We start from the raw sequence: 15674 nt of genomic DNA, 5'->3' as shown, positions 1-15674 counted from the left end.
GTCCCTCATGAACCTGCAGTTCATGACCTTCGCCGTGATCGGGGTGTGCAACACCCTGATCCATGCTGCCGCCGTGGTCGTGTGTGTCGAACTCCTGCATTTCTCCCCGACGCTGGCCAACGGTGTCGCCTTCATGCTGGCCAATCTGGTGTCGTATTTCCTCAACAGCGCCTACACCTTCAAGACCTCGATCAGCCTGTACAAGTACTACCGGTTTTTCGTGGCCTCGCTGCTGTCACTGGGGCTGACGCTACTGATTGCCTACATCGGTACGCTGTTGCAGGTGCACTATCTGTTCAGCCTGCTGGCGGCGATCTTCATCGTGCCGGTGCTCAACTTCTTTGTGCTCAAGGCCTGGGCATTCGCAAAGTGACACCCCACCTGCAAGGCTGATGTGAGCTAGCCTCATTGCGGGCCGCCTCCCACAGGCTTGATGTGACCCTGAATTTCGGGCCTGACACCAGACTTTGGGAGGCTCTGCTGGCGATGGCTGTGTGACAGGCGCAGCAAGTGTGTTGGCCTTACTGGCCTCATCGCCGGCAGAGCCGCCTCCCACAGGGTTGAGGTCGCCCAGGATCTCGTGCCTGACACCGGACTGATGAAGCTGTCGTTGACATCCACAGGATGCCGCCGTGGCGCATAGACGCCTCGGCGTGGGCGGGCCCGGAAGATTAGGCCAGTTGTGCCTTGAGCTGCTCCGCACTCTGTTCCCAGGTCAGCCATGGCATGGCGGACGAGGCCGGGTGGTTGCCGGCCTGGTACAGCTCCAGCCAGGCGATGACCGCAGTGCTCAGGTCGGCGGGATTCAGGCCGCTGAAGTAAAACGCGTGCTCGCCGGCAATCTCACGGAACACCGGCAGGTCACGAATGATCATCGGCATGTGGTGCTGGGCGGCCTCGATCAGCGGCAAGCCGAAGCCTTCTCCTTCGGAGGCCGCGATCAGGCAGGTGGCAGCCGAATAGACCTTTTCCAGGTATTCGTCGCTGATGCCTTCGAGCCAGAACAGCCGCTTGCCTTTTTCCGGGTGTGATTCCAGCCGTGCGACCAGGGCATCGACCAGCCAGCCACGCTTGCCGATGATGACCAGGTTGACTTGCTGCCCCTGCGCCCACAGCGTCTCGAACGCCGACAGGGCCTGCGCGTGGCCCTTGCGCGGCTCGATGGTGCTGACCATCAGGAAGCTGGGCTGGTGGCGCAGCAGGTCGAGCAGTTGCGGCGCGTCGTCCGGCAGGCCGGTGGACGGCAGGCTGTTGTCGATGTCGGCACCCAGGTGGAAGCTGCTCACCCGTGGCTGGTTGCCGGCATACAGCTCGGGGTGCGTGTCCAGCCAGGCCTGCAGTTCATCAGCCACGGCTGCCGAGATGCAGATCAGGTTGCTGCCGGCCAGGGCGATCTTGTGCAGCCAGTCATTGAACATGTCACCGGTCGTTTCTGGCCACCAGTCGGGACGATGGTAGAGCAGCAAGTCGTAGACGATGTAGCTGATCTGCACGCCCATCAAGCGCATCTGGTGATGCAGCGGGTAAAGCTGATTGGCCAGGTGCATGTTCAGGTCCAGGGACAGGTAGATATCGTCCTGGGCAAAATCGATCAGCGCGTCCTCGGTGTCAGGAAACGGCGGGTGAATGCGCGAGGTGAAGGCATTGGCATAGTAATAGCGGCCTTCGGCGTAATACACCGGGCGCACATTCAAGCCTTCGGGCGGGGCACTGAGAAACTCATGCAACAGGCTGCGGACCACGCGCTGGATACCGGACTTGGCATCCTTTTGCACGATGCTGGAGACGTCGAGCAGCAGTTGCCGCTGCCCGGCACCGGCCACGTTGAAGGCAATGCTTTTGGCAACCCGGAACAGCTCGGCGTCGCTGGGGACGGTGTCGGTCAAGGCCACCAGGCGCTGCAGCAACTCGTCAGGTGCGGTGTCCTGCGCCTCGGCCGGACGCGGCTGATGGCGCAGTTCAAGTGCGGCAATGGCTTTTCTGGCCGACGCGTCCCAGGAAAATTTCATGCATTGCTGGCGGGCGCTGTCGATCAGGCGTTGGCGGAACGCTTCATCTTCCAGGCTCTGGGTCAGCTTGGCGGCGATGGACTCGACCGACAGCGGGTCGAACAAGGCCTCATCGCAGCCGATGACCTCAGGCACACTGCTGCTGTTGGAGCCGATGACCGCCGCCCCGCAGGCCATGGCTTCGAGCACCGGCAGGCCAAAGCCTTCGTGCACGGATGGAAACACGAACACGGTGGCTTGCGAGTACAGGCCGATCAGGTCCTGATCGTTGACATACCCGGTCAGTACCAGCTCGTTGGGGCGTATGGCGAACTTTTCAGCCAGCGCCTGCAACTCGGCCCGCTGCGGAGCATGCAGCTTGCTGGCGATGACCAGCGGATAATGGCTTTTCAGGTTCTGGGACAGGCGGCTGTAGGCCTCAAGCAGGCGCGCAAAGTTCTTGCGCGGGTCGAAACCGCCCGGCGCGTAGAGAATGAACGGCGCCTTGATGCCCAGCCGCTGCAGCCGTTCGGCCTGGCCAGGCAGGTCGTCATCGGGCTTGAATTGCTCACCGATGGCGGCCGAAATATTGTCGATACGCTGCGGATCGATCCCCAGGCAGGTAATGGCTTCCTGGCGCGAAGAGTCGGAGATGGCCAACAGCGTGTCGGCGTTCTTCAGCCAGTCAATCTTGCGCTGGTAGTACGCCTCAAGCTCCGGCGTGCCCAGGTACACCTCTTTGTTCAGCAACGGGATCAGGTCATACAGCACCGTCGCGGTCTGGTAACGGGTCGCAATCACGCCGATCGAGGTAACGGCGTTGGACTGGTAGCCTTCGAACAGGCTGCTGACCAGCACCACGTCGGGGTTCAGGGCGGCGATAAAGCTTTCGCGCAGCACTTCGGCCGCCTGCACGGTCCAGGGGCTGGGGTTGGCGCTGACGGCGTCTGGCACGGAGAACACGCGGATACGTTGCGGCTCGACCAGGCCAGCAAAGGCGGTGCGGATATCGGAGAGGCTGTCGGCCAGCTGGCCGTTGAGGACCAGCCATATTTCATGCTCGCCGGCGTTGCGGGCCATGGCCTGGGCCAGAGACAGCGAATAGCGGCCGATACCCCGGAAGCGGCTATCGGACTGTGCGCCTTGCAGATCGATGACAATACGCATCAACGGTTTTCCTTGCGCTCAAAAGCTTGCTTGAGTTCGGCGTAGACATGAGCCACTCGCGGGCTCGGGTGCGCGAATTCGTCTTCATCGGCTTGCATGATGTTTGGATTCAACTCGCTCAGGGACGGCTCGATGAAGCCATGGTCCAGAGCAAACTGCCTGGCCTTCTGGAACAGGCCGGGATGGGCCTTGATGAGCGCGTTCACGCGCAGGGTCAGTACCGGCCGGTCAAGCACAAAACGCATTGAACGGAACAGGACCGAGCGCATGCCCCGCTTGGGCAACCTGAGCCCCCAGCGCGCTGCGCGTAGGCCAACGCGTAGCGGCCGGGTGAGGCGCCAGGAACTGCTGCTCAGCAAGGCGCTGATCTGCGCTTGATAGGCTTGATTCTGCGCCCTCATATGCTCGATCTCAGCGTTGACGCGCAGGGACTCAAGATGACGCTGCTCGACTTGCCCGACGGCAAACTCTTCGATCTGCTGGCAGCGCAAGTGCGCCTGCTCGGCACGCTGGCTGAGTTCATGCAGCTGGGCGTGATGGCTGGCATTAAGCGCTGCCAGCTCGCGAACAGCGGCTTCAAGATGCTCGATCTGGGCACTGGAGCGCGACACCTGGTGGTCATAACGGGTGGCCAGCAGGTCCAGCGACAGCCCGTAATCGCGTTCGAAGGCGGCATCGAAGGTCTGCATCTGCTCGGCAGGCGCCTGCTTCTGGGCCACGATGGCGTAGTCCGGGCTGACGCCGAACAGGACGCTGACCAGGTTGACTTCGTCGCCCTCGACCAGCGGCGCCGGCTCTTGCAGGCGCAGCACCTTGGAGCGCTCGAAGCCGCAGTATTCGGTCAGAAAGCTCAACAGCAGGTGCGGGATCGGCCGTTCGTGGCTGGGGTCGAGGTAAAAATACTGGGCACCGACCACCAGGTTTTCCGCGTTGGGCGTTTCCAGGATCAGCAATCCGCCGGGCTTGAGGACCCGCATGGTTTCGCTGACCAGGTCCTTGAGGACATCGAACGGAATGTGCTCGGCGACATGAAAACCCGAGACCACGGCCAGGCTCTCGTCGGGCATGCGCTTGAGCATCTCCAGCGCATCGCCCTGCTCGACCGGCAGTCCCAGGTCATGGCAGGCCTGGAGCATGCCGGCATCGAGGTCGACGCCCAGGGGGTCGAAACCGTTGCGCTGCAGGATTTCCAGCCACTCGCCACGCCCGCAGCCGACGTCAAGCGCCTTGCGCTCGGGGTAGAGCTGCTTGAGGGGTTCAAGGAACGGCACATAGATCTGCTGACGCTCGTGGATCAACTCACGCGAGCCGCGGTGACGGTCTTCAAAGGCACGATAGAAAAGCCCACTCATCGTTGGCACTCCACGCTCGGCGGTATCCAGGCCAGGCCGACGAACTCGCTTTGCGAAATATTGACTACGTTGAACACGAGCGTTAAATCCACCCATTCATAATTGCGTGCCAGATGGCTGTCGGTGGTGTGCAGGGCGACGGCCACGGAATAGGACCCCACGCCAAGGTTGGCGATGAAGTTGAACGAATACCCCGGCGTCTCGCCCGCCTGCAGGTCATGCAACGTGCAGCCCAGGTGATGGGTGTTGGTGCCGAACACCGGCTGGCCGAGGCGGTCCTTGATCAGGTAGCCCACCACCAGTTCGGGAATGGCGCTGTTGACCTGGGTCTGGATGCGCAGCGACACCGGCTCGCCGACGCTGACGTACTCGATACGCTCGCCGGCGGCATTGTGCAGGGTCACCAGGCCGATATTGGCCTCGCCACTGCCGGAGCGGGTCTGCACGGAGCCGTCGTCCAGCTCGCGGACCTGCACGGTCGAGTTTTCCTTTTCGGCGATCAGCGCGTTGTAGAAGTCCATGACTTCTTCAGGGTTGCCGTCCTTGATGACGGTGCCCTTTTCCAGCAGGATCGCCCGGTCGCACAAGGCCTGGATCGAGCCGCGGTCGTGGGACACGATCAGCAGCGTGGTGCCCTGGCGCTGGAACTCGCGGATGCGCTCGAAGCTTTTGTGCTGGAAGTAGCTGTCGCCGACCGACAGCGCCTCATCGACAATCAGGATGTCGGGGCGGAATGCGGTGGCCACGGCAAAGGCCACCCGCATCTGCATGCCACTGGAGTAGGTGCGTACGGCGTCGTCGAAATACGTGCCGATTTCGGCAAATGCAGCAATGTCGTCGATGACTGTGTCGATCTGGTCGGCGTTGAAGCCCATCAGCCCGGCTGCGTGGTAGACGTTCTGGCGGCCGGTCTGGTCGGGCGAGAAGCCCATGCCCAGTTCCAGGATCGCGGCAATGCGGCCATTGACCTGCACGTGGCCTTCGGTGGGTTGCAAGGTGCCGGTGATCATTTTCAGCAGGGTCGACTTGCCCGCGCCATTCTGGCCAACGATGCCGATGGCCTCGCCCGGCTCGATGTTGAAGCTGATGTGTTTGAGCACCCAGTGCTCTTCGCGGGCCTTGACCGGTACGCCGAACCAGCTGGCGATGCGTTGCAGCTCGCTGGCATAGGTGCGGTAGGCCTTGCCCAGGTTGTTGACGCTCAACAGGCTCATAGGACATCCACCATTTCCGGTGCGGCGCGGCGGAACATGAACAACCCGAGTCCCAGCAGCACCACGGCAATCGCCGCGGTCATTACGAGGCTTTGCAGGTCCGGCGCCCGGGCGTAGACCAGGACGTCGTGGTAGGCGCTGACGATCGGAAACATCGGGTTCATGGCCATGTAGCCTTTGAATTCATCAGGAATGATGTTGAGCGGATAGACCACCGGGGTGAACCAGAACCAGATCTGCAACAGGATCGGAATCACCTGGCCTACATCACGCACGAACACGTTGAGCACGCCGATGATCAGGCCCAGGCCGACCGCCAGTGCGGTGACGACGACGGTCAGGGGGACCAGCCAGAGCATCTGCCATTGCGGCCACTGGCCCAGCAGCGCAAACACCACCAGCAGCGCCACGAACAGCAACAGGTAGTTGAGCAGGCACGACCCGACGACAATCACCGGCAGGGTAATGCGCGGGAAGCGCATTTTCTTCATCAGGTTGCCCTGGTCGATGAACAGGGTCAGGCAGCGGCCGATGATTTCCGAGAACAGGCTCCAGGCCAATATCCCGGCCATCAGGTAAAGGGCGTAGGCATACTTGCTTTCAATGCCGGGCAGTTTGGCAGCCAGCACGTTGGAGAGCACCAGCGCATAAATTGCAACTTGCGCCAGCGGGTTGATGATCATCCACAGCCCCCCCAGACGACTGCGGGAAAAACGCGCGGAAAACTCGTTGCGAATGGACGAAAACACGAAACCCCGGTAATCCCAGAGGCTTCTAAACAACTCCAACATTCATGACTCCTGATAAGGGTGCGGCCGAACGGCCTCACGCTTGAAAGTGTGTTTCGAGGGTTCCCTGACGGGGCCTGCCCCCTGGCAGCAAAGTCCTTTGCGCGTCGGGCAGCGAAACGCAGAAAAGCCAAAAAGCCATTTCTGGAGGCGCACTATATCGCCTTCATCGTAATAGTCATCGTTTAGTCGTTTTCGGAACGTATTGAAGAGGGGGTTGGATGAGGCAACAGGCCATTGGTTCAGCGGCCTCGAGGCCTGTATGTCAAGGCCGTGCACAGACCGGTGTACTTCACCTGAATGAAACAAGGGAATTAAATACCGCTTTGAGTGTCAGTTAGCCGCTCTCGCCCCCTCGGGGCGCTGTCGGACTACAACATTTCTGCTGTTTCGATACAGACCCCGCGCCACCAGTCACATGGCCTGGCGGGTCGTATATAAGCGGCCTAACCTGTATCATCGCGTCCTTTCGTTTACTGGCCGATGTTTGCGCCAGTCGTCCTTGGCTATCCACTCTTTTCAATGGAGTAAAACCCCCAGCATGAAAGCAATCGTTACCGGCATCACAGGTCAAGACGGCGCCTACCTGGCTGAACTGCTCCTCGAGAAGGGCTATACCGTCTACGGCACTTATCGCCGTACCAGCTCCGTCAACTTCTGGCGTATCGAAGAACTGGGCATCCAGAACAACCCGAATCTGCACCTGGTCGAATACGACCTGACCGACCTTTCTGCCAGTATTCGTTTGTTGCAAACCACCGAAGCCACCGAGGTCTACAACCTCGCGGCCCAGAGCTTCGTGGGTGTGTCGTTCGACCAGCCGGTGACCACCGCCGAAATCACCGGCCTGGGTGCTGTGAACCTGCTCGAAGCGATTCGCATCGTCAATACCAAGATCCGCTTCTACCAGGCGTCGACCTCCGAGATGTTCGGCCAGGTCCAGGCCATCCCGCAGATCGAGAGCACGCCGTTCTACCCGCGCAGCCCGTATGGCGTGGCCAAGCTCTACGCGCACTGGATGACCATCAACTACCGCGAGTCGTACGGCATCTTCGCCACCAGCGGCATCCTGTTCAACCACGAGTCGCCACTGCGCGGCCGTGAGTTCGTGACCCGCAAGATCACCGACTCGGTGGCCAAGATCAAACTGGGCCTGCTCGACAAGCTGGAACTGGGCAACATGGACGCCAAGCGCGACTGGGGTTTTGCCAAGGAATACGTCGAAGGCATGTGGCGCATGCTGCAGGCTGACGAGCCGGACACCTTCGTACTGGCCACCAACCGTACCGAAACCGTGCGTGACTTCGTCAGCATGGCGTTCAAGGCAGTCGGCATCACCCTTCAGTGGGAAGGCAAGGAAGAGGCCGAGCAAGGCATCGACGCTGCCACCGGCAAGGTGCTGGTCGCGGTGAATCCGAAGTTCTACCGCCCTGCCGAAGTCGAGCTGTTGATCGGCAACCCGGCCAAGGCCAAGGAAGTGTTGGGCTGGGAGCCCAAGACCAACCTGGAAGAGCTGTGCCGCATGATGGTAGAAGCTGACCTGCGTCGCAACGAAAAGGGCTTCTCGTTCTGATGACTATCGCCGGTAAGCGTGCCCTGATTACAGGTATCAATGGCTTCACGGGACAGTTCATGGCCGCCGAGCTTGCCGCTTGCGGCTGTGAGGTGGTCGGCACCGGGAGCCAGCCTTCGAACAGTGCCGGTTACTACCAGGCAGACCTGACGGATGCCGCTGGCCTGCGCACACTGCTGGCCGACATCCAGCCGGACATCGTCGTGCACCTGGCCGCGCTGGCCTTTGTCGGCCACGGCGCGGCGGATGCGTTTTATCAGGTCAACCTGATCGGCACCCGCAACCTGCTGGAGGCCATTGCGGCCTGCGGCAAGACGCCTGAGTGCGTGTTGCTGGCCAGCAGTGCCAACGTGTACGGCAATGCCTCCAGCGGTCTGCTCGACGAGTCGACCGCGCCGGCACCGGCCAACGATTACGCGGTGAGCAAACTGGCGATGGAATACATGGCGAGCCTCTGGCACGACCGTCTGCCGCTGATCATTGCCCGCCCGTTCAATTACACGGGTGTCGGCCAGGCCGATAATTTCCTGTTGCCCAAGATCGTGTCGCACTTTGTCCGCAAGGCCGACACCATCGAACTCGGCAACCTGGATGTGTGGCGTGACTTCAGCGATGTGCGGGCCGTGGTCAGCGCCTATCGCGGGCTGCTGCAAAGCCGCCCGATCGGGCAGACGATCAACGTCTGCTCGGGCGTGACCCACTCGCTGCGTGAGGTGCTGGACATGTGCCGGGACATCACCGGCCAGGCTATCGACGTGCAGGTCAACCCGGCCTTCGTCAGGGCCAACGAGGTCAAGACCCTGTGTGGCGACAACACCCGTCTGCGCACCCATGTGTCGGACTGGCAGACCCCGCCGCTGCGCGACACCCTGCGCTGGATGTTGTCGTCCGGTTGACCGGACCGCTGTAGGAGCGCGCTTGCCCGCGACCGGCTGCGTCAGCAGTCGTAAATTTGCAGCGTTTCGCAGATTTCCTGATCGTGAATTTGCAGCGTTTCGCAGATTTCAGATCGTAAACTTGCAGCGTTTCCGAGATTTTGCGAGCGCTACGCACTCGGTCGCGGGCAAGCGCGCTCCTACCAACGAGCCCCCCCCATGAAGGTATTGCATTTCTTCAAGACCTATTACCCCGACACTACCGGTGGTATCGAACAGGTCATGTTTCAACTCTGTCAGGGCAGTCGCGCCTTTGGCGTCGAAGGCCAGGTGTTGACCCTGAGCCCCGACCCGGTGCCTGAGCGCATCCAGGTGGCCGATCACCCGGTGGTGCGGGTCAAGGAAAACTTCAACCTGGCGTCCACCGGTTTTTCACTGCCCGCCTTTGCCCGCTTCAAGGCCATGGCCGCCGAAGCGGACCTGGTGCATTTTCATTTTCCGTGGCCGATGATGGACCTGGTGCATTTTGCCACCCGTCATGGTCGCCCGACGGTGCTGAGTTATCACTCGGACATCATCAAGCAGCGCACGCTGCTCAAGCTGTATGCGCCGCTGATGAACCGCATGCTGGGCAGCATGGACCGCATTCTGGTCGCCTCGCCCAATTACCAGCGCACCAGCGAAACCCTCAAGCCCTTTGCCGACAAGACCGTGGTGGTGCCGTACGGACTGGATGAGGCCGCGTACCCGCAGGTCTCGCCCGAGCGCCGGGCGCACTGGCAGCAACAGGTGCCGGAGCGGTTTTTCCTGTTCGTCGGCGTGCTGCGTTACTACAAGGGCCTGAGCACGCTACTCGATGCCCTGGAAGGTGTGGATTATCCGGTGCTGATTCTGGGCGGTGGCCCACAGGAGCAGGAGCTCAAGGCACAGGCCGAGCGCCTGCAATTGCGCAATGTGCGTTTTCTCGGCCGCCTGGACGATGAAGACAAAGCCTGCCTGCTACAGCTGAGCCAGGCGCTGGTGTTCCCCTCGCACCTGCGCTCGGAGGCCTTCGGCATATCGCTGCTGGAAGCGTCGATGTACAGCAAACCGATGATCTCCTGCGAGATCGGCACCGGTACTACGTTCGTCAATATCGACGGCGAAACCGGGCTGGCCGTGCCGCCGGAAAATCCGCAGGCCCTGCGCGAGGCCTTGCGCCGCCTGTGGGACAACCCCGAGGAAGCCGCCCGCTTCGGCGCCCAGGCCCGGGCGCGTTTCGAAGCGTTGTTTACGGCGCAGCGGATGTGCGAGCGCACGGTCGAGGTTTACAACCAACTGGTCTGAAACCTGCTGCCCTGCCGGCCGGGCGACCGGCAGGGCATGCAATCAGGCGTAGGGCTTGATCACCAGGCCCTGGCCTGTCGGCAACTCCAGGACGCTCAGGCCAAACGAGGCCAGCAGCGGGTCTTCGGCGGCTTTGTGCGAGTCATGACTCCACCGACCGTAGTCATCAAGCACAAGCACGGCACCAGGCACCAGACGCGGAATGATGCACTTGAGTGCCTCGACTTCTACCAACGCCAGGTTCAGGTCGACATGGGCAAAGGCGATCTGCTCGGGAAAGTCCTGCTCGAACGAATCCGGTATATCCCCCTGAATGACGTGCACGAACGGATAGCTGGCAAAGCGTTGCTTTACCTGGCTGAACAGCGTCGAGCCGTTATCGTCGTCGGCCGGGTGCTCGAATGTGTCGTACACGTAGTACTGCTTGCCGCTGGTGGCCATGTCGATGCGGTCGGCAACGATATTGGCAGTATTGCCCTTGCACGCCCCTACTTCGATGAAATCACCAGGCAGGCTCCGGGCCAGCATGGCGAAGTGACACAAGATGTAGGTGCGCCAGATGATGGTCATTTCGGTGTTGGAGGTGGCGTTGCGCCGCATGATCTCCATGAAACCTTCATCGGTCATGAAGCTGAAATTGCGGTTCCAGCAGATGACGTTGTCAGCGCTGTAGAAGCTTTCCGGGGTCGCCAGACTCTGGCGCAGGCCTTCAAGGCTGTGTTTGAACAGTGGCAGGTTGGTGATATTGAAATTGTCGCCGCTCACGATCATTACGGTTAACTCCGAAGGTCGTCGGGCCATGCTCTTCAACCCGTCCTGGTCACGCCGTTGTAGGCGCGGGCCAGGACAGGCAGCACGCTGTCAGTCGGGAAAGTGCTGTTTGGCCAGCTCCAGAATTTCCTCTGCGGTGATCGGCGCCAGTGCTGCAACAGCCCACAGGTCATAGGCCGGATGGGTGCGCTGGACCGGCAGTACCATATCGAAGCCGGCCGCCTGCAGACTGCCGGTCAATACACGCTTGGTAAAACCGCAACGGTGCGCCATGTAGAGATTGCCATTGGCCATGGCCGGGCGATGCCCGTAAAGGATATCGATCGGCGCGATGGGACCGGCCGGCGAGATGTAGGCAGGGTCGGTCAATTTGTCTTCGGCCACCAATGCACAGACCGATTGCAGGTCCGGGCAGGTAATCACGATAAAACCGCCAGGCTTGAGTACACGGCGAAACTCCGCCAGCGCTACCGGCACTTCGTGCGGATAAAGGTGTTCGATGTTGTGGCTGGAAAACAGCGCATCGACCGAGGCGTCCTTGACCTGGGACATGTCGGTCATGGTGCCGACGATGTCAGGGTTGACGCTCTGATCGATATCGAAACGCAGCTCATGCCAGTCCGGCGAAGCAAAGCCCTTGGTCGTGCCGTTTTTGTCTTTTGGACCGCAACCTACATGAAGGAAGGTTTTCACAATCTATTACTCGATCAAGGCCCTTGCTGGATAGCCAGAGGGTGGGGGATGACGTGCTCCATACCGTGCGCCGACGAACGGAGGTTCCAACGCACACTAGGTCAAGAGCAACAGAGGGTCAAGACTGAGACAGGCCTTGCAGCCCCTCTGTACCGCTGATCGCACGTCAAGGACGCAAGCATTCAACAAACAGTAATAGCCATGTGATACTAATTTTCCTTGCCCTGAGCCTATAAAACCCGGTTTTTTAATAACCAAAAAACCAAAAAAGGCAAAAAGCCACCTAAAAAGTTCTTAATGTTTATTTAGCCTTGGTCGCTAACGGTGACACATGGGCAACCCATTCTTTTACATCAAGCTAAGGCGGCAACGCTGACGGCGCGGTTATGACCTTAAACAGGACGCGTATATGAGCTTTATTTCTTCGTTGACTACCGCGCAAGTTGCTGCCTTGAGCACCACGACCATCGCAGATCTTGGCACTGAAGACATTGCTGCTTTCAGCACTGACCAGATTGCGGCGCTGACCACCGATCAGGTGGCGGTCATCACCAATGCCAACCTGGGTGTCTTCTCTACGGAACAACTGCCTGGGTTGACCACCGCCCAGGTCGTGGCCCTGAGTGCCGACCAGATCGGCGCACTGCTAACCACGCAGATTTCAGCCCTGAGCACTGCCCAGGTTGCAGCCATTGAAACTGACGATATTGCCGCACTGCCTGTGGCCAGCCTGGTCGCATTGACCACTGCGCAAGCCGCTGCCCTGACCACCGGTCAGATCGTCGCGCTGACTGGCACCCAAGTGGTTGCCCTGACCACCGCTCAGGTGGCGGCTCTGACCACCGCCCAGGTGGCCGCCATTGAAACCGATGATATCGCTGTCCTGCCGGTTTCCAGCATTGCAGCACTGACCACCACTCAGGCGGCGGCCTTGACCACCGATCAAGTGATCGCACTGACCACCGCTCAGGTGGCCAACCTGACGATTGATCAAGTGGCGGCCCTGACCACCACGCAAGCGGCGGCCTTGGAAGCTGCCGATGTCGCCGTCCTGACCACTGCCCAGATCGTGGCGCTGACCACCGCCCAGGTCGCAGCACTGACCACCGATCAAGTAGAAGCGCTCAAGCCTGCGCAGATTGCAGCCCTGGAAACGGCCGATGTTGCCGCCCTGACCACTGGCAGCATTGTTGCCCTGAGCAGCGCCCAGCTGGCCGCACTGACCACCACCCAGGTCGCCGCCCTCACCACCGCGCAAGTGGCCGCGATTGAAACCGCTGATATCGCCGCCTTGCCGACCGCCAGCCTGGCAGCGCTGACCACCACTCAAGCGGCGGCGCTGACCACTGCACAAGTGATCGCCCTGACCACCGCTCAGGTGGCCAGCCTGACCACCGACCAGGTCGCAGCACTGACCACCACACAAGTGGCCGCGCTGGAAACTGTCGATGTCGCGGCGCTGACCACCGCTCAGATCGTCGCGCTGACTACCGCTCAGGTGGCCAACCTGACCACCGCTCAAGTGGCCGCCCTCAAGCCTGCACAGATCGCCGCCCTGGAAACCGTCGATGTCGCAGCCCTGACGACTGGCAGCATCGTTGCCCTGGGCAGCGCCCAGGTGGCCGCACTGACCACTGCCCAGGCCGCCGCACTGACCACAGCCCAGGTGGCCGCCATTGAAACCGCTGATCTCGCCGGCCTTTCGGTTGCAAACCTGGCGGCAATGACCACCACCCAGACCGCAGCGCTGACCACCGCACAGGTCATTGCCCTGAGCACCGCTCAGGTCGCTGGCCTGACCACCGCTCAAGTGGCGGCCCTGACCACCACGCAAGTGGCGGCGATGGAAACCGTCGATGTCGCGGCGCTGACCACCGCTCAGGTCGTGGCCCTGACCACCGCCCAAGTGGCCAACCTGACCACCGCCCAAGTGGCCGCCCTCAAGACGGCACAGATCGCCGCCCTGGAAACCGTTGACCTCGCCGCGCTGACCACCGCCGGCATCGTCGCCCTGGGCAGTGCCCAGGTGGCCGCACTGACCACTGCCCAGGCCGCCGCACTGACCACCGCCCAGGTGGCCGCCATTGAAACCGCTGATATCTCGGCTCTGTCGGTCACCAGCCTGGCGGCAATGACCACCACCCAGACCGCAGCGCTCACTACCGCACAGGTTGTGGCCCTGAGCACCGCTCAGGTCGCTGGCCTGACCACCGCTCAAGTGGCGGCCCTGACCACCACGCAAGTGGCGGCGATGGAAACCGCTGACGTGGCGGCCCTGACCACCGCTCAGGTCGTGGCCCTGACCACCGCCCAGGTGGCCAACCTGACCACCGCGCAAGTGGCCGCCCTCAAGACGGCACAGATCGCCGCACTGGAAACCGTTGACCTCGCCGCGCTGACCACCGCTCAGATCGTCGCCTTGGGCAGCGCCCAGGTGGCTGCCCTGACCACCGCTCAGGCTGCCGCCCTGACCACAGCCCAAGTGGCCGCCATTGAAACCGCTGATATTTCGGCCCTGTCGGTTACAAGCCTGGCGGCAATGACCACCACCCAGACCGCAGCGCTGACCACTGCACAGGTCGTGGCCCTGAGCACCGCTCAGGTCGCCGGCCTGACCACCGCTCAAGTGGCGGCCCTGACCACCACGCAAGTGGCGGCGATGGAAACCGTCGATCTCGCAGCGCTGACCACCGATCAGATTGTGGCCCTGACCACCGCCCAGGTGGCCAACCTGACCACCGCCCAAGTGGCCGCCCTCAAGACGGCACAGATCGCCGCACTGGAAACCGTTGACCTCGCCGCGCTGACCACCGCCGGCATCGTCGCCCTGGGCAGCGCCCAGGTGGCCGCCCTGACCACCGCTCAGGCCGCCGCACTGACCACAGCCCAAGTGGCCGCCATTGAAACCGCTGATATCTCGGCCCTGTCGGTCACCAGCCTGGCGGCAATGACCACCACCCAGACCGCAGCGCTCACCACTGCACAAGTTGTGGCCCTGACCACCGCTCAGGTCGCCGGCTTGACCACCGCTCAAGTGGCGGCCCTCACCACCACGCAAGTGGCGGCGATGGAAACCGTCGATCTCGCAGCGCTGACTACCGATCAGATTGTGGCCCTGACCACCGCCCAGGTGGCCAACCTGACTACCGCTCAAGTGGCCGCCCTCAAGACGGCACAGATCGCCGCCCTGGAAACCGTTGACCTCGCCGCGCTGACCACCGCCGGCATCGTAGCGCTGGGCAGCGCCCAGGTGGCCGCCCTGACCACCGCCCAGGCCGCCGCACTGACCACAGCCCAAGTGGCCGCCATTGAAACCGCTGATATCTCGGCACTGTCGGTCACCAGCCTGGCGGCAATGACCACCACCCAGACCGCAGCGCTGACCACTGCACAGGTTGTGGCCCTGACCACCGCTCAGGTCGCCGGCTTGACCACCGCTCAAGTGGCGGCCCTGACCACCACGCAAGTGGCCGCGATGGAAACCGCTGACGTGGCGGCACTGACCACCGATCAGGTCGTGGCTCTGACCACCGCCCAGGTGGCCAACCTGACCACTGACCAGGTAGCGGCGCTGACCACTACCCAGGTCGCGGCACTGGAAACCGTCGATGTCGCGGCGCTGACCACCGCTCAGATCGTCGCCCTGGGCAGCGCCCAGGCGGCAGCCCTGACCACCGCTCAAGTCGCCGCACTGACCACAGCCCAAGTGGCTGCCATTGAAACGGCTGATCTGGCCGCGATGCCAGTAGCCAGCATTGCTGCGCTGACGACCACCCAAGCCGCTGCGTTGACCACTGATCAAGTGGTTGCCTTGACCACGGCTCAAGTCGCCGGTCTGACCACCGCCCAAGTGGCGGCCCTGACCACCACGCAAGTGGCCGCGATGGAAACCGCTGATGTCGCCGCCCTGACCACCGCTCAGATCGT

The 15674-nt window shown here is 61.9% G+C and carries 11 protein-coding genes; 5 read left to right on the top strand and 6 right to left on the bottom strand.

The annotated features are described in order from the left end of the window. Positions 1–7 precede the first annotated feature (7 nt). Positions 8–373 carry a GtrA family protein gene (locus DGA31_RS17700; protein ID WP_109513423.1) on the top strand — a complete coding sequence of 122 codons (366 nt, stop codon included), beginning with the start codon at positions 8–10 and terminating at the stop codon, positions 371–373. A 298-nt stretch (positions 374–671) separates the two neighbouring features. Here DGA31_RS17700 and DGA31_RS17695 read toward each other — a convergent pair whose 3' ends face one another. The 4 genes from DGA31_RS17695 to DGA31_RS17680 are packed head-to-tail and all read right to left on the bottom strand — an operon-like array spanning position 672 to position 6512. Then, positions 672–3155 (bottom strand): glycosyltransferase family 4 protein, encoded by a 2484-nt coding sequence (locus tag DGA31_RS17695; protein WP_109513422.1) that lies wholly within the window; start codon positions 3153–3155, stop codon positions 672–674. Then, positions 3155–4507: a class I SAM-dependent methyltransferase gene (locus DGA31_RS17690; protein WP_109513421.1), complete on the bottom strand. Its 1353-nt coding sequence runs from the start codon at positions 4505–4507 to the stop codon at positions 3155–3157. The genes DGA31_RS17695 and DGA31_RS17690 overlap by 1 nt, the downstream gene beginning before the upstream one ends. Continuing rightward, positions 4504–5721, bottom strand: coding sequence for an ABC transporter ATP-binding protein (locus tag DGA31_RS17685; RefSeq protein WP_056835846.1), 1218 nt, complete (start codon positions 5719–5721; stop codon positions 4504–4506). The genes DGA31_RS17690 and DGA31_RS17685 overlap by 4 nt, the downstream gene beginning before the upstream one ends. Continuing rightward, complete coding sequence (locus DGA31_RS17680; RefSeq protein ID WP_056835848.1) at positions 5718–6512, bottom strand: ABC transporter permease; 795 nt, start codon at positions 6510–6512, stop codon at positions 5718–5720. The genes DGA31_RS17685 and DGA31_RS17680 overlap by 4 nt, the downstream gene beginning before the upstream one ends. A 538-nt stretch (positions 6513–7050) precedes the next feature. Between DGA31_RS17680 and gmd the strand changes: the two genes are divergently transcribed. The 3 genes from gmd (at position 7051) to DGA31_RS17665 (ending at position 10283) form a co-directional block, all read left to right on the top strand. Continuing rightward, the gene (gmd, locus tag DGA31_RS17675) at positions 7051–8082 is read left to right on the top strand and encodes a GDP-mannose 4,6-dehydratase (RefSeq protein WP_056835850.1); all 1032 of its coding nucleotides are present in this window, start codon (positions 7051–7053) and stop codon (positions 8080–8082) included. After that, entirely contained in the window at positions 8082–8978 is an 897-nt protein-coding gene (locus DGA31_RS17670; protein ID WP_109513420.1) for a GDP-mannose 4,6-dehydratase, read from the top strand. The genes gmd and DGA31_RS17670 overlap by 1 nt, the downstream gene beginning before the upstream one ends. A gap of 198 nt (positions 8979–9176) precedes the next feature. Next, positions 9177–10283 carry a glycosyltransferase family 4 protein gene (locus DGA31_RS17665; protein WP_109513419.1) on the top strand — a complete coding sequence of 369 codons (1107 nt, stop codon included), beginning with the start codon at positions 9177–9179 and terminating at the stop codon, positions 10281–10283. A 42-nt stretch (positions 10284–10325) separates the two neighbouring features. On the opposite strand, the gene DGA31_RS17660 is transcribed toward DGA31_RS17665, so the two are convergent. Together DGA31_RS17660 and DGA31_RS17655 are read right to left on the bottom strand one after the other, a co-directional pair. Beyond that, positions 10326–11054 carry a class I SAM-dependent methyltransferase gene (locus DGA31_RS17660; protein WP_109513418.1) on the bottom strand — a complete coding sequence of 243 codons (729 nt, stop codon included), beginning with the start codon at positions 11052–11054 and terminating at the stop codon, positions 10326–10328. 90 nt (positions 11055–11144) lie between these two features. After that, positions 11145–11747: a class I SAM-dependent methyltransferase gene (locus DGA31_RS17655; RefSeq protein WP_109513417.1), complete on the bottom strand. Its 603-nt coding sequence runs from the start codon at positions 11745–11747 to the stop codon at positions 11145–11147. Between the two features lie 409 nt (positions 11748–12156). Here DGA31_RS17655 and DGA31_RS17650 point away from each other — a divergent pair. Further along, the coding region (locus tag DGA31_RS17650) for a beta strand repeat-containing protein (RefSeq protein WP_109513416.1) at positions 12157–15674 on the top strand (3518 nt) is incomplete at its 3' end.

This window comes from Pseudomonas ovata, from assembly GCF_003131185.1.
Lineage (GTDB): Bacteria > Pseudomonadota > Gammaproteobacteria > Pseudomonadales > Pseudomonadaceae > Aquipseudomonas > Aquipseudomonas ovata.
The sequence above is the reverse complement of the archived record's forward strand: the minus strand, read 5'-3'. Positions and strand labels throughout refer to the sequence as shown.